Raw genomic sequence first — 17,173 nt, 5'->3', positions numbered from 1 at the left:
CAGTCGCGGACATGTGACGTGCCGCTGAGCCCCATGACGTCGACGAATAGGTGACCTACCAGGTGAGTGACGAGAAGTACTCTGCGCAGACCGACCCCCACGAGGGTTCTCGGTTTGACCGTGGTGACGCTCCACGCACAGCCGATGGGCTCACGGACTGGACGATTCCCGTCATCCCGTCGATGCGCGCCGATCCGCAGGAGTGGGCGTGGGCCCATGAGCACTCCAAACCCGCCGTCCCGGACATCACCGCTGACGAGGTCGCCGTCATTTTGCTCGTTCACCAGGCCGCCGACTGGTTGCCCCGGACCCTCAATGCCCTGCGTCGCAGTGACGAGAGGGCTGCGGTCCAGATCGCGGTTGACCTGGGTTCCACCGACGAGTCAGCCAGGTTGCTGGACGAGGCTGTCGGAGAGGGGTTGTTGGAAGAGTGTGTGACGGCCAGTGCCCAGACCACACCTGGCCAGGGCATCAGCCTCGCCCTTGATCGTCTTCCTGACGACATCACCCACATGTGGATCCTCCATGACGACGTCGAGGTCCGTCGAGACTCCTTGACTTCGCTGCTCCACGAGGCGTCGCGCAAGCCTCACCCCGACGTGCTCTACCCGACTCTCCTCAAGCCGGCACGCCACAATTACCCCGAGTTCATTGACGAGCAGGGCCAGAGTGTCAGTACGGGCGGTACTCGTATTCTCCCCGTCATCGACCGTGGTGACATTGACCAGAAGCAGGCCGATCCCAGCCGTGTCCTGGGCGGATCGACGGCTGGAATGTTCGTTCGGGTGGAGGCGTGGCGCCGTCTGGGTGGATGTGATCCCGCTCTTCCTCTCTTCCGCGACGGCGTCGACTTCGGTTGGCGTGCCAATGAGGCAGGCATGGTGGTGCGCACTGCGCCGACGTGCACCATCCACCATCGTCAGGCTGGTCGAGGATGGCAACGCGAGTCGAACCTGGCCCCTCGTCCCGACGTCACCGACCGTCTCGCCGGTATGCGCATGGTGGCGGCCCGCTCCGGTCATCCCACCCGCGCCAGTTTCTCCTTGTTGCTGGCCAGTGTGTGGAGGTTCATCGTGCTGCTGGTCGGCAAGGCTCCTTCCCGTGCCGCCGACGAGTGGCGAGCCGGTTGGCAACTGTGGAAGACCCGTGGGCTCACCCGCGAGATGGCACAGCGGCTTCAGGATTTCCACGCCCAGTGCGACCCCGACGACCTGGAGAACACCGCTCTTCTGCTGCCCACCCGACGCAGTGTGTGGGCCCGAGCCGTCGATCGGCACGTCGGGGACCTCTCCGACCGGATGCATCCGTGGCGCAACGAGGACACGACGACGATCGACGATCTCACCGGGGACGATTTCACCGCCCGTGATCATCGCGTCGTCGTCAACCCGCACCCGGTCATGGTCAGCCTCATGGTGCTGTGCGGGCTCATCGCCTGTCGTGGCTTGTATGGGTCGGGCAGTGTGACCTCGACGTGGCTGGCTCCGGCTCCCCACGGGCTGTCCGGCGCGTGGCACCGCTGGCTCGTCGCCGTGCCGGGGCTGGAGGGGGCTAATGCTCCGTGGCTTGCCTGGCCGGCCTTCGGCTCGGTCCTGACGATGGGAGAGCCGGAGATCCTCGTCCGCATCCTTGTGGTCGTTGCACCGTTGTTGGCCGCGCTCTCGGCACATCGTCTTTTCCGTCACGTCATGGGAGTCGGCGTGACGACCGTGTTGCTGTCCAGCTTCTGGGCGCTGCTGCCGATTCTCACCGGGGGCCTGGCCCGCGGCTCGGTGACGGCCCTGGTGTTGGGCGTCATCCTTCCACACATGGCATTGCACACCTGGCGTCTGGTGGACCGTGAACCTGCTGACGTCGCCGAGTTGCGTGCTGCCGGAATCGGTCATCGCCAGGTCGGGGCCGTCTCTTCGGCTGGTGGCCTGGCCTTGTGGTCAGCCTTGGCGATCAGCATGGTTCCGGTGTTGTGGCTGTACCCGCTGACGGTGGCTCTCGTCGTCCTCATGACTCGGCCGCACCGTCGCCTGCTGGCGGCCATCGTCGCCGTCGGCCCGCTGATGGTCATCTCGCCGTGGATTCCACGGCTGGTCAGCGAGCCCGCGCGGATGGTGACGGGAGCCGAACCGCTGCTGAGCCCCGCCGTCGAGACTCGGGCCGGGCTGTGGTTGTTGGTCGGACGATCCATCGTCCCGGGCACCGCCCCGACGGCGTTCGCCTTGACCGCGATGGTCCCGTTGTGGATCGCCGCTTTGTGGGCGGTGTGGCGTCTCGTCATCGACCGGTCGGCCTCCACCGGGCATCCGAGAGGCCGGGTGCTGGCCCTCATCGCCGTCCATCTGGTGTGCCTGGTCGCAGCCGGTATCGGCTCGCGCATCCTCGTTGAGGTGTGGGGAGTGCAGGTGCATCCGGCCATCGAGCCGTGGCAGCTCGTCGGTGTCGGAGCCCTGCTCATGCTCATCGCGGCGGCACGCCGATCGGTCCTGCTCAAGGGGGCTGAGGTCGATCACCATCGCGCTGGCGAATCTCCGACCCTGGCGGAGCTTCTCGTCGGTCTGGGCAGCCAGTGGTTGCCCTGGGTGATGGCGGTGTCTGTGGCCGCAGGTGGCGTGTGGTGGTTGATCGGTGGCGCTCGTGGCCCGATGTCCACCACTGACCAGATGCGTCCGGCCTATGTCACTGCGGTGGAGGGTTCGCCGCGCCAGACTCGCACCCTTATGGTGACTGTGCATGGCAGTGACGCCCGCAGGAACCTCGTTGACGCCGAGAACCCGAGCTGGGGTAGTGGGGAGCGCCCCGCCATCTCCTCGGACAGTCGTATCGCCAACGAGGCTGCTGACCTTGCCATGGCCGTGGCGACTGGTGCGGTCCCTGACGACCTCGCGAGCCAACTGTCCGCGTTGGGCATCGGCCATCTGTGGCTGCGAGGGGCAGGAGCCGACGTCGTGGCCCAGGTGGGCAATGCGGCTGGTCTGACAGCGGCCAACACTGACCCGACGACGACTGTCTGGACGGTGGAGGGGCAGCCGTCCAGGGCTGTGGTCAGTGCATCCGGGAGCGACCACAAGCCGGTCGTCGGGAAGGTCACCACGTCGGGCACCGTGACGATCCTGGAACCCCGTGACGATCGCTGGAAGGTTGAGGTGGGTGGCACACAGCTCGCCCGGGCTTCCCACCAAGGGGTGGGGGAGTCCTATCAGGTCGGCTCGGCTCGGGGTGAGTTGACCTGGTCGATGCCCACCCAGGGCTGGGCCTGCGCGATTGAGGTGGGGGCTGTGGTTGTGTTGATGGTGATCGCCGGCCCCCAGGCCCCTCAGCGTCACCGCGTCTCTGCCCGTCGGTCCGTCCCGGCTCGGGGCCGTAGGGGGCGCCGTAGCCGTCGTCAGGAGGAATCATGAGCGACCGTCCACGCCGCGCCCTTTCCGTTGACGAGGATTCCGAGGAGATCCTTGAGGCCGAGCCGGCCGAAGCCGGGGCTGCTCGACGAGGGGTGGATGCCGAGGCTGGGGCTGCTCGACGAGGGGTGGATGTCGAGGATGCCGGCGATACGAAGGGGCCCCGCTGGAAGGGGCCGGTCTGGGCGGTGAGCCTGGCCGTGGCCTCGGTGGCACTGTCGTTGGCCACCACGGCCATCCCGCAGTCCCAGCGGACGGCTCCGGCGGCCCAGCTCGTGTCGTCCGGGCGGACTCTCCTCTGTCCTCCGTCGCAGGGGAAGGCCACACTCTCGGCTGGCTCCCTGAGTGGCAAGGTGCAGGTCGGTACGTCCGTCGAGACGTTGTCGCAGACCTCGACCCCTGCTGTGACGACGATCGACAATGGGGCTGGGTATGTCCGCACCCTGCCAGGGCAGCGTCCCCCGACCGGATCGGCCCTGTCCATCGAGAAGGGGTTGACGACGTGGGTTCCCTGCGTGCGTGCGGCCACAGGCGGTGCGGTGAGCCTCACCAACCCCTCCGTGTCTGATCTGGTCGTCAGTGCTGTGTCGCGGGCGGCCACGGTTGACGTCACCTTGTTGGGTGCTAAGGGAGAGATCGACACGGCGGGTATGCGCGGGATACGGGTTTCTGCCGGGCAGACCGCAGTGTTGCCACTGTCGGTGTGGGACAACGACACCACGCCCGTCACCGCCCTCGTCGACGCCAGAGGGGGACGAGTCGTCGTCGGCGCTCGCACGTGGGCGCCCAAGGGGCGAGAGACGATCGCGATGTCTCAGCCATCCAGGACCGTGTACCTGCCTGCAGTGCCGGCCAATGTGTCCACCGCGACCCTGGTCGTCTCCAACCCCGGCACGACCCGGTTGACGGTGTCTGTGACGGCGCTGGCCCCACACGGCTCGTTCACCCCCGAGGGTGCCGACGAGATCGACATCGACCCGCGATCGACGATTCAGGTCGATCTGTCGAAGGCGTTGGCAGGTGAACCCGTCAGTCTCACGTTGTCGGCCCGCGATCCGCTCGTGGCCAGGTTGTTCGTGCAGGGAAAGCGCGGCACCACGGACTACGCCTTCGCCGGGCCCGGTTCAGCCAGCAAGCTCCTTGAGCAGACCCTTGGTGCCGGCGGCACTCTCGAGTTGTCGAATCCTGGCGGGGAAGCCGTGACCTTCACGGGCACTCTGGTGAGCAGCGGCGGTGAGAAGACTGAGCTCAGCGGGACGGTTCCGGCAGGGTCCACCTGGTCGGGGCGGGTTCCAGGGGCCGGTCACCTGCACATCGCTGGGTCGGCTCCACTCGTCGGCGGGGTGGTCTCCGACACCGGGTTGGCCGTCCTGCCTTTGGACGGTGTCGCCATGTCGACCAATGGACGTCGCGCCACGGTCGACACGCAGTTGCGCTGAACCGTGTTGGCCTCACTCGTCGATGCTGGGGTCGATCTTCTCGACCGGCAGCCCGGTCAACGCCGACAACTGCTCGACCAAGGTGCGATGGACGAGGATGGCAAGGCCCCGACGGCTGGTGGCTCTCAACTCGAGGGGGCGTCGGTACATGACCACGCGGGCAGGGGAGTCGTCTTGGCGATCGACGGCTGACGACAGTGGGACCCTTCCCTGGGTCCAGTCCGGCATGGTGGGGACGTCCTCTGCGCCGATGACGGCATCGTCGAGAATCCCCGGACACGACCCTTGCACCTGGTCGACGGCTTCGGCCAGACAGGTCATGAAGAACTCGGCCTTGGTGGGGTCGATGCGCTCGATTCGCCCGCCGTGGGCGCGGGGCAGGACGACTGGCCCGCGTTGGCCACGGCCGTGACGGTTTCGACGCTTGGACATGACGCCACTGTATTGCGGATGGGCCGAGGGTGCGATCGGACCAATCCGAGGCCAACCCCGTCCAGGGGTACGGCGCTGGTTCCACGTTCGCCTCCAGCCCGGTCGGATGTACTGGTACCCGCGTGGCGTCACCGGGAGAACAGGACCGTGGCGTAGCGTGCCCCGAGTGAGAGAGTGCATTCGACCCGGATGTTGCCGAGCGGCAGTCGCGACGCTGACCTATGTGTACTCCGAGCGCACTGCGGTCCTTGGCCCTTTGGGTCCCAGCCGTGAACCCGGTGCCTACGACATGTGCGCTGAGCATGCTGAAGCCCTTTCAGCCCCAGTCGGGTGGGAGGTCATCCGGTTGCCGGGCATCGACGATCCTGCCCCGGCTGTTCCGACCGACGACCTCATGGCCCTTGCTGCGGCGGTGCGTGAAGTGGGGATGCTCGACAATGAGGTCGTTGCCGAACCTGATCCGGCCTCGGTGCACGTCCTGGGTCGTCGCGGCCACCTGTCGGTGATCACGGACGCCAGCCCCGACCTGTGAAACTACTAGGATGACGGTTATGCCTGATCTACCTCTGGCTTCTGAGGCGCTTGACCTGTCCCCGGCCTTCCTGGAGGTGGCGGCCTGCCCGGCGTGCCACTCCCGGTTCGCACTCAACTTCGATCACGGGGAGCTGGTCTGCTCCTCACCCTCGTGTGGGCTGGTCTTCGTGGTGCGCGACGGTGTGCCTGATCTTCGTCTTGACGCTGCGCGCCGAGGCGGTGTGGCGCAGGATACTGACGCGCAGGACACTGAGGCCTTTGATGTCACTGCTCGTCATGAGATGGGACCACGGTGACCTTCGACGATTCACGTTTGGACGCGCCGTTGGATCCGCTGACGGAAGGGGTCCTGCGGCATCTGGCGAGCACCGGTGCACGGATTCGCCGCGACTCTGCCGGCCTTGACGAGGTGCGTCGAACTGTCGGTGAGTGGGGCCGGCCCAGGGGAGTCCTCGTCGTGGGTCCGGAAGCTCGCCTGGTGCGTTCGGTTCTGGAACCGGTGTGCCCGGTGCCCCTTGTGGCGTGGCCGTTGCAGCACCTACCGGCATGGGTGGGCCCGTTGGATCTCGTCGTGGTCCTCGACACAGACGGACGATGCGCGGCCCAGGTGGCGCAGGCGCGTCGTCGGGGGAGCCTCATCATCCTGGCCTGCCCCGAGGACACCGAGTCGTGGCGTGCTGCCGGCGACCACGGGACCGCCCGCATTTCGATGGCCTCCCAGGATCTCATGTCAGCCGCGGTCGCGGCGCTGGCGGTGCTGGGTGATCTCGGTCTGGGGCCGGCCGTTGATCCCGGTCAGGTCGCTCTCGTGGCGGACATGGTGGCCGAATCGGCCTCGCCCTACCGTGATCTGGCCGTCAACCAGGCCAAGGACCTGGCCTGTGCCTTGGCCGACGCCGACCCCCTGACCTGGGGCGGATCGGTGTTGGCCGCTCGCGCCTCTCGACGGCTGGCCGAGTGGTTGCGCCGGGCCACGGGTCGTGTCGCGTTGTCTGCTGATGCCGCTGCGCTGCGGCCCATCATCGAGTCTGCTCCCAGACGGGATCCTTTTGCCGACCCTGACCTTGACGGCGAATCGCGTCGGCCGGTCCTTGTCGTCATGGACGACGCCGAGAGCGAACATGAGGCCGCGCGTCGAGAGCTGGAGCACCTGTGTGCCGTCCATGACGTGACGGTGCGCAGTGTCACGTTGCCGCTGGGTGTGGATGAGAGGTCTTCGTCGGTGGACCGCTACGTGGCCCTGTTGTTGCAGGGTGGTTTTGCCGCTGTCTATTTGGCCCTCGGGTTGGACCGTCTGGAGGAGATGTCATGAGTCAGTCTGGCGTGGCTGAAGGGTCCAACGGGGCCGAGGAGCCGAAGATGGAGGGCGCAAGCCGCAAGGCGATCATTGCTGCAGCCTCCGCCAACCTTGTGATCGCGGTGACGAAGGCGCTGGCCTGGCTCTTGACGGGCGCCTCGTCAATGCTTGCCGAGGCCATTCACTCGGTGGCCGACACCACCAACCAGATCGTTCTCATGATCGGCGGCAAGGTGTCCCACAAGAAGGCTGACGAGGACCACCCGTTCGGCTACGAGAGGGTCCGCTACCTTTCCGGTTTCATCGTCGCCGTGGTCATCTTCAGTGTCGGTGGATTGTTTGCCCTGTACTCGTCGTATGAGAAGATTCGCGACACCCTTGCTGGCAAGCCTGACGAGTTGCTCGACTCGCGGTGGTGGTGGGTGCCTCTGGTCGTGACCCTCATCTCGGCGTGCGCCGAGGGCGCCAGCTTGCGCACTGCTCTCAAGGAGAGCAAGACAGATCGTGATGGTCTGACGGTCCTGCAGTACATCCGCAAGGCGAAGGCCCCGGAGCTACCCGTGGTCATGATGGAGGATTCAGCCGCTGTTCTCGGCCTGATCTTCGCATTCCTTGGCGTCGGCCTGACCGTCCTGACGCACAACCCGGTCTTCGACGGTATCGGCTCGGCCTGTATTGGTGTGCTCCTGGTTGTCGTCGCAGCCATTCTCTCCCGTGAGATGAAATCCCTGCTGGAGGGGGAGTCAGCAACCCCGGAATCTCGCCAGGCCATCCACGATGCGCTCAGCAACTCTGACGGTGTCGATTCGGTCATCTACATGAAGACGGTCCACCTGGGCCCCGACACCATTCTGCTGGCTGCCAAGATCGCCGTCGACCCAGGCGACTCCGCCCTCGAGGTGGCGCGCATCATCGACAATGCGGAGGTGGCCGTCCGTGCTGCTGAGCCGCTTGTCGGCCCTCTCTTCCTCGAACCTGACATCCGCTATGGCGATCGGCGCATCAAGGACGATGAGAAGCGTCCGGAGGATGAGATATGAGCAAACCCGTCGTGGTGCTCAACGGGCCGAACTTGGGGCGATTGGGTCGTCGCGAGCCACAGATTTATGGGACGACGACTCACGCGGATCTGGCAGCTCGGCTGGTCGAGTATGGCCGAGGGCTCGGGCTCGACGTGGAGGTGCGTCAGACTGACTCCGAGGAGCGGATGATCGGGTGGATTCATGAGGCCGCCGACGAGCGGACCCCGGTCGTCATCAACCCGGCCGCATGGAGTCACTACAGCATCGCGATCGCTGACGCCCTTGCCCAGCTGGAGGCTCCCTGCATCGAGGTGCACATCTCCAACATTGCCGCTCGGGAGGAGTTGCGTCACCACAGTGTCGTCTCGGCACACGTCACCGGGACGATCACCGGTCTGGGGCTGAAAGGTTACGAGGCGGCTCTCGCCTGGTTGGCGACGTCGTGACGCCGACGCCGCTGGGGTGTTGACGACGGCCCGCGCGGGATCAGTGTTTCATGGACTCGAAGATTTCCTTGCACTCCGGGCAGACGGGGAACTTGTCCGGGTTGCGGGAGGGCACCCACACCTTGCCGCACAGGGCGACGACGGGGGTGCCGTTGACCATGGCGTCGGTGAGCTTGGCCTTGGGGACGTAGTGCGAGAAGCGTTCGGCGTCACCGTCGTCGAAGGATGGACGAGTCTTCTCCTCGACTGCTGTGCTGGACCCTGGTGCCACCTGTGTGCTCATGGTGACCCAGTCTACGTGGCCGGTGTCGTGTCCGACCACCGTTGCTGACTGGTCGCGCTGGCAGCGGACGTAATTCGCATTGGGGGCCCATCGTGGGAGAATGGGCCGGTGACGAATGCGACTCCGCCCCCGATGGGCTGGTACCCCGATCCTGCCGGAAGTGATCAGGAGCGGTATTGGGACGGCGAAGGCTGGACCCGTAACCTGCGTAATCCCCCTGAACCTGCACCGCGTCATGTCACCGGTCATGTGCCCCAGGAGCCGGCTGCGGCCTCAGCGGCGTCGTCCTCCCCGGGCCGGATGGCCGCATCCCCCGATGGGGATGTCGTGGCGCAGGGCAGTAGGTGGGGCACCACCGCCGATGGGGTTCCCCTGGCCGGGTGGTGGTGGCGGGCCTTGGCCACCGTCATTGATTTTGTCGTGGTGTGGGCGGTTGTCGGAATCACCTTGCACGACAAGGTCTCCAGCGTCAGGACGGGCTACCAGGCGTTCCTCGACGAGTCGATGCGCAAGATCAGTGCCGGAGCAAGCATGTCTGACGTCGTGAGCGCGCAAGCGCTGAGCGAGGCAGGGTTCGTCGACGACATGACGCTTCTCGTTGGCGCTGTCATCATCGCCCAGGCGATCTACCAGTTCATCATGTTGGCGTCCTGCGCCGGTTCGGTGGGTCAGTTGGTGTGTGGTCTGCGCGTGGTGATCACCAACCAGGGCAAGGATCATCGCCGGCTGGTGTGGTGGCGTGCCTTGGTCCGGGCCACGGCCTGGGCCTGCGTGGAGGTCGGTAACCAGGTTCTGGTGGTGTTGACCCCGTTCAGCTATCTCATGCCGTTGTGGCAGCGGTCTCGTCAGACCATCCACGATGCTATTGCCGGCACCCAGGTGGTGCGTCCGGTTCGTCAGCCCGACGCCGAGTAGATTTCGACGCAGGAACACACCTGTCGTCCAGCAGGGGTGCTGACCTCGTCCTCACATCCCGTCCGCATCGATCTTGCCCCGACGCGGGGTACCGAAAGGCCGTCATGCCCGTGACAGATCCCCACCTGACGACCCTGGCCGATCACTTCGGCATCTCCCGTGAGTACCACGACTGGAAGGGCCAGTACACCGAGGTTGAGGAGGCGACCGTCATCGCCGTCCTGGCCGGGCTCGGAATCGACGCGTCGACCCCGGATGCGGCCGAGCAGGCGTGCCGCGAGGTCGAAAACCGCACCTGGCGTCGTGTCCTGCCGGGCATCGTCGTGCTGCGCGAAGGCCAGGAGGGGCGTGTCGACGTCCATGTCACTGCCGGGGAACAGGTCGAGGTCCACATCGTCTGTGAGGATGGTCAGCGCCGCGAGTGTTGGCAGGTCGACAACTGGAATCCGGATCGCCAGGTGGAGGGCCGTTGGATCGGCGAGGCTACGTTTGGTATTCCCGCTGACCTTCCACTGGGTTACCACACCATCGTCGCGACGACGGCAGATCACCGTGCCACGTCAACCGTGGTGGTGTCCCCGAACTGGCTCGGCCTGCCCAGGTCGATGGGCTCGTCGCGGGTGTGGGGTCATGCGGTGCAGTTGTACTCGACGCGGTCCCACAGATCCTGGGGGATGGGCGATTTCGCGGATTTGGCGGATATGTGCACCTGGTCGGCGACTCAGGGCGCGGACTACATGCTGGTCAATCCTCTGCATGCCAGCCAGGTCGTCTCTCCGATCGAGCCCTCGCCGTATCTGCCGTGCAGCCGTCTCTTCCTCAACCCGCTGTACGTGCGCCCCGAGATCATTCCCGAGTTCGCAGACCTGGACCCCGACGAGCGTTCCCAGGCCCGCCGCGCCCAGACTCACGCCGCCGCGGCCACCGAGACCATTGACCGCGACCGTTCCTGGGGAGCCAAACTGCCGGTTCTCGAGGCCGTTCACGCGCTCGGCCTGAAAGGGTCACGAGAGCTGTCGTACCAGGCTTTCCGCAGGCTGCGTGGTACCCGTCTGGTTGATCTGGCCACCTGGTGTGCGCTGAGCGAGGTCTACGGCAACAACTGGCATGAATGGCCCGAGGAACTCCAGCGCCCCAGCAACCGGGCCGTCGCGCAGTTTGTGCGCGCCCACGCCGATCGCGTGGACTTCTTCATGTGGTTGCAGTGGATCGCCGACCAGCAGCTCTCGGCGGCTCAGTCGGCGGGACGCGACGCGGGGATGTCCTTGGGTCTCATCTGTGACATGGCCGTGGGTGTCTCGGGTGCTGGAGCCGATGCGTGGATGCTCGGGGAACTGTTTGCTGACGGGGTCTGCGTCGGGTCCCCGCCCGATGCTTTCAACCAGGCTGGCCAGGAGTGGGGCCAGCCTCCGATGCGCCCGGACATTCTGGCTGACATGGCCTACCAGCCCTTCCGTGACATGGTGCGGGCGGCCCTGCGACACGCCGGGGGTATTCGTATTGACCACATCCTGGGCCTGTTCCGGCTGTGGTGGGTCCCGGCTGGTCTTGGTCCGCGCATGGGCACATACATCCGTTACGACCACGAGGCCATGGTCGGCATCGTGGCTCTGGAGGCCTACCGGGCCGGCGCCCTCGTCGTCGGTGAGGACTTGGGCACCGTGGAGCCGTGGGTGCGCACCTACCTGCGTGAGCGGGGGATCATGGGCACCTCGGTGCTGTGGTTCGAGAACGGGGAGGACGGCCAGCCGCTGGCTCCCGAGCAGTGGCGCGAATACGCCATGAGTTCGGTGACCACCCACGACCTGCCGCCCACCACCGGATATCTGGCTGGTGATCACGTCGAGGTGCGCCACAACCTCGGACTGCTCACCGAATCATTGGAGCACGAGCGAGCCGAGGCAGCTCGCCAGACGCAAACGTGGATCGCCATCCTGCGGGCGCGTGGAGTCCTGGAGGCCGACAATCCCTCGCAGGAGGAGATCGTGGTGGCCATGCACCGCATGCTCACCCGCACACCGTCGAAGGTTCTCAACGCCACCCTTACTGACGCGGTGGGGGATCGCCGTACCCAGAATCTGCCCGGCACGACCAATGAGTACCCGAACTGGCGGGTGCCTCTCAGCCATCCGGACGGCTCACCGATGTGGCTGGAGGAGGTCTTCACCGATGAGAGGGCCGCGCGTCTGTCTGCGGTCATGAACGAGAAGTGACCGGCTGACCATCGCTTGTGGCAGAGACGAAAACCGGGGTCTGTGGGAGATATGAAACCGGGGTCCGATGCTTGATGGCATCGGACCCCGAACGTTGAGCTGCGGGGCAATGACCCGCCTCAGTCGCTCAGTCAGCAACCGCCTTCTTGAGGGTGCTGGAGGCCGAAATCTTGACGGCCTTGTGAGCGGGGATGGTCATGGACTCGCCGGTGCGGGGGTTGCGGCCATTGCGAGCGGGGCGCTCGACGGCCTCGGCGGTGAACAGACCAGGAAGCTGCACCTTCTCGCCCTTGGCCAGGGCGCTGGTGATGACGTCGGTGAGAGCCTTGACGGCCTCGTTGGTCTGGGCCTCGGTGAGCGAGGCCTGCTTGGCGACGGCCTTGATGAGCTCGGACTTGGTCATGGGGGTCTCCTCAAATGGACGATGTTCGGTTTTCGGCGTCTTGCCGTTTCCCTAACCAAGGACACTAGCGGGTGATGGTGTCCAGTCAAGCCCAAATGCGCTTCAATAGCGGGTTTTCCACCCATTTCGGGCCAGTGTTAACCCAGTTGTCACATTTCGAGGAGCTGGAACGGCAGTGTGAGGCAGTGCTGCGTACTCACGACAAGGATGCGCCGAGGACGGTGTCAGCGCCGCCATCTCCCTGTTTCACCATGATGGTTGGGATGGCCTGGTCGCCTCGCGAAATACGTCGTCCAGCGATGGGCAGCTCGGTGATGGCGTCCCGGTGACGCTGACGCGCCGCCTCCACAGGTTCACGGCCCACGACGTCGCCGTCGATGATGAGGGGGACGATGAGGTTGCGGTCGTCGGCGTCGGCGGTTGGCTGCTGACCTACCCCGACGACCTCGGCGGTGGCGACGCCATCCGAACCGATGCGTCGCACCGCGTACTTGCGTCCACCGACGGTGTTCTTGTGGGATGACTTCTTGGCCACCGGCAGCAGCTCGGCGTCCGGGTCGTCTGAGAGTGCGCGGGCGACGAGCTTGTAGACGAAGGAGCAGGTTGGCGCTCCCGAACCGGTCACGACGGAGGTTCCGACGCCGAAGCCGTCGACGGGGGCGCCGCGCAGGGCGGCAATCTGCCATTCGTCAAGGTCGCTGGTGACGATGATGCGGGTGGTCGTGGCGCCGAGGTCGTCGAGCAGGTCGCGGACCTGTCGGGCGACGATGGAGAGGTCTCCGGAGTCGATGCGCACCGCGCCGAGGCGTCCCTCGGTGAGGCGAACGGCTGTGCGCACGGCGTTCTCGATGTTGTAGGTGTCGACCAGCAGGGTGGTCTTCTCGCCGTAGGCGGCCAGCTGGGCGCGGAAGGCGTCCTCCTCGCTGTCGTGGAGGAGGGTGAAGGCGTGGGCAGCCGTGCCGGAGGTGGGGACGCCGTAGCGAATCCCGGCGGCGAGGTTGGAGGTGGGGCCGAATCCGGCGATCCAGGCAGCACGGGCGGCGGCGACTGCGGACTCCTCGTGGGTGCGACGAGAACCCATCTCGATGATCGAGCGGCCTTCGGCCATCATGACCATGCGGGAGGCCGCCGAGGCGATCGCGGAATCATGGTTGTAGATGCTCAGCAGCAGGGTCTCGAGGACGCAGGCCTCGGCAAAGGTGCCTTCGACGGTCAGTAGCGGCGATCCTGGGAAGTAGAGATCGCCCTCGGCGTAACCGTGGATGGATCCGGTGAAACGGTAGTTCGACAGCCACTGCGCCATGCGCGGGCCGACGACCCCGCTCTTCTCCAAGAAGGAGATTTCTTCATCGGTGAAGTGGAAGTTCTCCACCGCGTCGAGGACACGCCCGGTGCCGGCGACGACGCCGTAGCGGCGGCCTTCGGGGAGCCGACGTGGGAACAATTCGAAGACGCAGCGGCGGTCAGCGGTTCCCGATGACATGGCAGCCTCGACCATGGTCAGCTCGTAGTGGTCGGTGAACAATGCGGTCGACATGGGCCACAGTTTAGGGGCGACGGGGTGTGTCCGCCGGTGAGGTCTGTGTGCCCTCGCGTGATGACACAATGGGCACATGACTGCACCCACCGTGGACCCCGTTGTGCGGACAGCTCGACTCACCGATGAGGAATCGACGTGGACGACGGTCGTCTGGGACGATCCGGTGAACCTCATGGACTACGTGACGATGGTGTTCATGAGGTATTTCGGCTATCCCCGTGAGAAAGCCGTGCAACTCATGATCCAGGTCCACAACAATGGTCGGGCGACGGTGGCCGAGGGCTCCAAGGAGGAGATGGAGATCGCGGTGCACGCCATGCACAGTTATGGTCTTCAGGCCTCGGTCGAACAGGGCGGGCAGGAATGAGGATTGAGGGCACCCGGAGTCGGTGGGTCTGGTACTGGGACAGCGAGGAGATCATCGGCGTCGAGATCGCCCTGGGGCATTACCTCGAGGCGTTGTCGGGTTTGCGCGACGGTCTTGCTCAGCGCACCCGCGACGCAGATCCGTTCGCCTTCTGGGAGAGCCAGTTCTCTGGCCCGCAGGACGACGAGGTGAGTCGGAGCATTCTGCCCAGCGCCTATCGCGGCGATGACGCTGCCGACGCCGGGTTCCACGCCCGCCATGACGTCGAGGAGGTCGCCGCGCGCTGGCAGGATGCCCAGGCGCTGCGGACTGATCTGGACACCTTGCAGCGAACTGGCGTCATCCCCATGAATCCTCAGACCACGCAGAGATGGCTTCGCACGGTCAATGCCTTGCGGGTGATGATGGCTACCAGGTTGGGCATTACCGACCAGATCAGCGCTGACGAGGTCGCCCGTCTCGCCCAGGAGGACGTGGATGCGCAGGAGGAGCGCGTTTACGAGTGGCTTGGCTTCGTCGTCGAGGTGCTTGTCGAGGTGGAGCTGTCGGAGTAGGGCGTCGGCGTCTCGGACGCCCACCGGCCCGCGCATCCCCAGGGTCACCTCGGAGACCATCCAGGGCGGGGTAGTCTTGCCAGCCGTGACCGAATCTGATTTCGACGTTGTCGACTCACCGATCGGCATCTTCGATTCTGGATTCGGAGGGTTGACGGTGGCCCGATCCGTCGTCGACCTCATGCCCAATGAGGACATCGTCTATCTGGGTGACACGGACCGTGCTCCTTATGGTGACAAGACGATTGCCCAGGTGCGTCGTTACGCCCTGCAATGCCTCGACCGGCTCGTCGCCCACGGGGTGAAAGCCTTGCTCATCGCCTGTAATACGGCATCGTCGGCGGTGCTTCGGGATGCTCGGGAACGCTATGACGTGCCGGTGATTGACGTCATCATGCCGGCTGCTCGGCGGGCCAGTTCAGCGACCCGGAATGGTCGTATCGGTGTTATTTGCACCGAGGCCACGGCCCGCTCCTTGGCTTATGAGGATGCCCTGGCGGCGGTGCCTGGCATTACTTTGACGACTCAGGCGTGTCCGAAGTTCGTCCCTTACGTCGAGCAGGGGGTCACCAGCGGCGCAGAGCTGGAAGCCATTGCTCGCGATTACCTCACGCCGATTCAGGAGGCTGGCTGCGACACCCTCATTCTGGGGTGTACTCACTATCCGCTGTTGGCTGGGCTCATTTCCTATGTGCTGGGCGACGACGTCACCCTCATCTCGTCCTCCCATCAGTGCGCCCGGGCCTCGTATTCCTTGCTGGCTGAGTCGGGGTTGCTGCACTCCGAGCCTCGGGAATCCAGCCGCTACTTCCTGACGACGGGTAATGCTGAGCGTTTCGAGACATTGGGACGACGACTCATGGAGGGTTTTGTTCATGACGTGCAGTCGGTGCACGCCGATCAACCTTCTTTCGGGGACCGTGCGGTGGTGCGCAACTGAGCGGGTGTGCCGCGTCGGGATTCGTGTCAGCCCCTCCCACTACTCTTGACGGCGTGAGTGAGACTTCTCGAATTGATGGACGCCGCCTGGACCAGTTGCGAGACGTGAGGATCGAACGCGGCTGGTTGAGCCAGGCTGAAGGTTCGGTGCTGGTGAGCTTCGGGCGCACGACGGTGTTGTGCAATGCCTCGGTCACTGAGGGGGTGCCGCGCTGGCGCAAGGGGTCGGGGCTTGGCTGGGTGACTGCCGAGTACGAGATGCTGCCCCGCGCCACCAATGAGCGTTCCGGTCGAGAGTCCCGTAAGGGCAAGATCGGTGGACGGACCCATGAGATTTCCCGCCTGGTGGGGCGCTCGCTGCGCGCTGTCGTCGATGACAAGGCGCTGGGGGAGAACACCATCATCCTTGACTGTGATGTGTTGCAGGCCGACGGCGGTACTCGCACGGCTTCCATCACCGGCGCCTATGTTGCCCTGGTTGACGCCGTCACCTGGTTGCGTGAGCGTGGCGGATTGGTGGGCGAGCCCATCACTGGTTCGGTGCAGGCCATCTCGGTCGGCGTGGTCGGCGGTACGCCGATGCTTGACCTCGCCTATGAGGAGGATTCGCGGGCTGACACCGACATGAATGTTGTCATGAGCGGCAATGGTGACTTCGTGGAGATCCAGGGAACCGCGGAGGGGGCTCCCTTCAACCGCGATCTGCTCAACGAGTTGCTCGACCTGGCTGCCGGCGGGTGTGCCAGTCTCAAGGCTGCCCAGTCGGAGGCGTTGGGGGTGTCGGTGTGAGCAGGATCGTGTTGGCGTCCAACAACGCCAAGAAGGTGGTCGAGCTGCGTCGTACCTTCGAGGCGGCCGGTACCGACGTCGAGATCGTCGCCCTGTCTGAGGTCAGTGGCGCCCCTGCCCCTGAGGAGACGGGCACCACCTTTGTCGAGAACGCCCTCATCAAGGCCCGAGCCGCCGCCCACGACACGGGTTTGCCGGCTCTGGCCGACGATTCTGGCATCGAGGTTGACGCCCTCAACCGGATGCCTGGGATTCGTTCGTCGCGCTGGTCGGGGCCGGATGCCACTGATGAGCGCAACCTTCAGTTGTTGCTTGACCAAACCTTCGATCTTCCCCACGAGCGGCGTCATGGTCGGTTCGTGTGTGCGATGGCTTTCGTTGACCCGGATGGCACCGAGATCACCAAGGTGGCCACGATGGAGGGCAGGATCATCGCGGAGGCTCGCGGGGAGAACGGGTTTGGTTATGATCCGATGTTCGTGCCTGACGCCCAGCCCGGTGATCTGACCAGCGCCGAGATGTCTGCGGAGGTCAAGGACGCCATCAGCCACCGGGGGCAGGCCGTTCGTGCCATCGTCCCGGCGGTCGTCGCTCATCTGGAAGGTCGTTGA

18 protein-coding genes are annotated in these 17,173 nt (G+C 65.4%); 14 read left to right on the top strand and 4 right to left on the bottom strand.

Going from position 1 to position 17,173, the window contains the following annotated elements; genetic code table 11:
- Positions 1 to 62 precede the first annotated feature (62 nt).
- A complete protein-coding gene (locus O6R08_RS07625) occupies positions 63 to 3,392 on the top strand; it encodes a glycosyltransferase family 2 protein (protein ID WP_271417591.1) in 3,330 nt (1,109 codons plus the stop codon).
- On the top strand, positions 3,389 to 4,828 hold the full coding sequence (locus O6R08_RS07620) for a DUF5719 family protein (protein WP_271417590.1): 1,440 nt from the start codon (positions 3,389 to 3,391) through the stop codon (positions 4,826 to 4,828). The genes O6R08_RS07625 and O6R08_RS07620 overlap by 4 nt, the downstream gene beginning before the upstream one ends.
- A 12-nt stretch (positions 4,829 to 4,840) precedes the next feature.
- Here O6R08_RS07620 and O6R08_RS07615 read toward each other — a convergent pair whose 3' ends face one another.
- Positions 4,841 to 5,260 carry a metallopeptidase family protein gene (locus tag O6R08_RS07615; protein ID WP_271417589.1) on the bottom strand — a complete coding sequence of 140 codons (420 nt, stop codon included), beginning with the start codon at positions 5,258 to 5,260 and terminating at the stop codon, positions 4,841 to 4,843.
- Between the two features lie 106 nt (positions 5,261 to 5,366).
- Between O6R08_RS07615 and O6R08_RS07610 the strand changes: the two genes are divergently transcribed.
- From O6R08_RS07610 to aroQ, 5 genes are read left to right on the top strand one after another with little or no spacing between them, the layout of a single operon-like run.
- Positions 5,367 to 5,792 (top strand): DUF3499 domain-containing protein, encoded by a 426-nt coding sequence (locus O6R08_RS07610; RefSeq protein WP_271417588.1) that lies wholly within the window; start codon positions 5,367 to 5,369, stop codon positions 5,790 to 5,792.
- A 19-nt stretch (positions 5,793 to 5,811) separates the two neighbouring features.
- Complete coding sequence (locus tag O6R08_RS07605; protein WP_271417587.1) at positions 5,812 to 6,090, top strand: Trm112 family protein; 279 nt, start codon at positions 5,812 to 5,814, stop codon at positions 6,088 to 6,090.
- Positions 6,087 to 7,106: an SIS domain-containing protein gene (locus O6R08_RS07600; RefSeq protein WP_271417586.1), complete on the top strand. Its 1,020-nt coding sequence runs from the start codon at positions 6,087 to 6,089 to the stop codon at positions 7,104 to 7,106. Before O6R08_RS07605 ends, O6R08_RS07600 begins: the two co-directional genes overlap by 4 nt.
- Positions 7,103 to 8,131: a cation diffusion facilitator family transporter gene (locus O6R08_RS07595; RefSeq protein WP_271417585.1), complete on the top strand. Its 1,029-nt coding sequence runs from the start codon at positions 7,103 to 7,105 to the stop codon at positions 8,129 to 8,131. The genes O6R08_RS07600 and O6R08_RS07595 overlap by 4 nt, the downstream gene beginning before the upstream one ends.
- Positions 8,128 to 8,559, top strand: coding sequence for a type II 3-dehydroquinate dehydratase (gene aroQ / locus O6R08_RS07590; RefSeq protein ID WP_271417584.1), 432 nt, complete (start codon positions 8,128 to 8,130; stop codon positions 8,557 to 8,559). Before O6R08_RS07595 ends, aroQ begins: the two co-directional genes overlap by 4 nt.
- 40 nt (positions 8,560 to 8,599) lie before the next feature.
- On the opposite strand, the gene O6R08_RS07585 is transcribed toward aroQ, so the two are convergent.
- Complete coding sequence (locus O6R08_RS07585) at positions 8,600 to 8,842, bottom strand: DUF3039 domain-containing protein (RefSeq protein WP_271417583.1); 243 nt, start codon at positions 8,840 to 8,842, stop codon at positions 8,600 to 8,602.
- 108 nt (positions 8,843 to 8,950) lie between these two features.
- Here O6R08_RS07585 and O6R08_RS07580 point away from each other — a divergent pair, with 108 nt between their 5' ends.
- Positions 8,951 to 9,757 (top strand): RDD family protein, encoded by an 807-nt coding sequence (locus O6R08_RS07580; RefSeq protein ID WP_271417582.1) that lies wholly within the window; start codon positions 8,951 to 8,953, stop codon positions 9,755 to 9,757.
- 104 nt (positions 9,758 to 9,861) lie between these two features.
- The gene (malQ, locus tag O6R08_RS07575; protein ID WP_271417581.1) at positions 9,862 to 11,970 is read left to right on the top strand and encodes a 4-alpha-glucanotransferase; all 2,109 of its coding nucleotides are present in this window, start codon (positions 9,862 to 9,864) and stop codon (positions 11,968 to 11,970) included.
- A gap of 127 nt (positions 11,971 to 12,097) precedes the next feature.
- Here the strand turns inward: malQ and O6R08_RS07570 are convergent, their stop codons facing one another.
- The gene (locus O6R08_RS07570; protein ID WP_016665929.1) at positions 12,098 to 12,373 is read right to left on the bottom strand and encodes an HU family DNA-binding protein; all 276 of its coding nucleotides are present in this window, start codon (positions 12,371 to 12,373) and stop codon (positions 12,098 to 12,100) included.
- Between the two features lie 196 nt (positions 12,374 to 12,569).
- A complete protein-coding gene (locus O6R08_RS07565) occupies positions 12,570 to 13,910 on the bottom strand; it encodes a nicotinate phosphoribosyltransferase (protein WP_271417580.1) in 1,341 nt (446 codons plus the stop codon).
- Between the two features lie 76 nt (positions 13,911 to 13,986).
- Between O6R08_RS07565 and clpS the strand changes: the two genes are divergently transcribed.
- From clpS to rdgB, 5 genes are all read left to right on the top strand, one after another.
- Complete coding sequence (gene clpS, locus O6R08_RS07560; RefSeq protein ID WP_271417579.1) at positions 13,987 to 14,280, top strand: ATP-dependent Clp protease adapter ClpS; 294 nt, start codon at positions 13,987 to 13,989, stop codon at positions 14,278 to 14,280.
- Positions 14,277 to 14,834 (top strand): DUF2017 family protein, encoded by a 558-nt coding sequence (locus tag O6R08_RS07555; protein ID WP_271417578.1) that lies wholly within the window; start codon positions 14,277 to 14,279, stop codon positions 14,832 to 14,834. The genes clpS and O6R08_RS07555 overlap by 4 nt, the downstream gene beginning before the upstream one ends.
- Before the next feature lie 85 nt (positions 14,835 to 14,919).
- Positions 14,920 to 15,774, top strand: a complete 855-nt coding sequence (gene murI, locus O6R08_RS07550) for a glutamate racemase (protein ID WP_271417577.1) — start codon at positions 14,920 to 14,922, stop codon at positions 15,772 to 15,774.
- 23 nt (positions 15,775 to 15,797) lie between these two features.
- Positions 15,798 to 16,562 (top strand): ribonuclease PH, encoded by a 765-nt coding sequence (rph, locus tag O6R08_RS07545; protein ID WP_408640102.1) that lies wholly within the window; start codon positions 15,798 to 15,800, stop codon positions 16,560 to 16,562.
- Positions 16,559 to 17,173 (top strand): RdgB/HAM1 family non-canonical purine NTP pyrophosphatase, encoded by a 615-nt coding sequence (gene rdgB / locus O6R08_RS07540; RefSeq protein ID WP_271417575.1) that lies wholly within the window; start codon positions 16,559 to 16,561, stop codon positions 17,171 to 17,173. Before rph ends, rdgB begins: the two co-directional genes overlap by 4 nt.

The organism is Cutibacterium equinum (assembly GCF_028021195.1).
GTDB lineage: Bacteria > Actinomycetota > Actinomycetes > Propionibacteriales > Propionibacteriaceae > Cutibacterium > Cutibacterium equinum.
Note: the sequence above shows the minus strand (reverse complement) of the source record. Positions and strands in the feature narration are given on the sequence as shown.

Coding starts and splice junctions, on each gene's coding strand:
- O6R08_RS07620 (WP_271417590.1), top strand. CDS start 3,389: ATGAGCGACCGTCCACGCCGCGCCCTTTCCGTTGACGAGGATTCCGAG.
- O6R08_RS07615 (WP_271417589.1), bottom strand. CDS start 5,260: ATGTCCAAGCGTCGAAACCGTCACGGCCGTGGCCAACGCGGGCCAGTC.
- O6R08_RS07610 (WP_271417588.1), top strand. CDS start 5,367: ATGTACTGGTACCCGCGTGGCGTCACCGGGAGAACAGGACCGTGGCGT.
- O6R08_RS07605 (WP_271417587.1), top strand. CDS start 5,812: ATGCCTGATCTACCTCTGGCTTCTGAGGCGCTTGACCTGTCCCCGGCC.
- O6R08_RS07595 (WP_271417585.1), top strand. CDS start 7,103: ATGAGTCAGTCTGGCGTGGCTGAAGGGTCCAACGGGGCCGAGGAGCCG.
- aroQ (WP_271417584.1), top strand. CDS start 8,128: ATGAGCAAACCCGTCGTGGTGCTCAACGGGCCGAACTTGGGGCGATTG.
- O6R08_RS07585 (WP_271417583.1), bottom strand. CDS start 8,842: ATGAGCACACAGGTGGCACCAGGGTCCAGCACAGCAGTCGAGGAGAAG.
- malQ (WP_271417581.1), top strand. CDS start 9,862: ATGCCCGTGACAGATCCCCACCTGACGACCCTGGCCGATCACTTCGGC.
- O6R08_RS07570 (WP_016665929.1), bottom strand. CDS start 12,373: ATGACCAAGTCCGAGCTCATCAAGGCCGTCGCCAAGCAGGCCTCGCTC.
- O6R08_RS07565 (WP_271417580.1), bottom strand. CDS start 13,910: ATGTCGACCGCATTGTTCACCGACCACTACGAGCTGACCATGGTCGAG.
- clpS (WP_271417579.1), top strand. CDS start 13,987: ATGACTGCACCCACCGTGGACCCCGTTGTGCGGACAGCTCGACTCACC.
- O6R08_RS07555 (WP_271417578.1), top strand. CDS start 14,277: ATGAGGATTGAGGGCACCCGGAGTCGGTGGGTCTGGTACTGGGACAGC.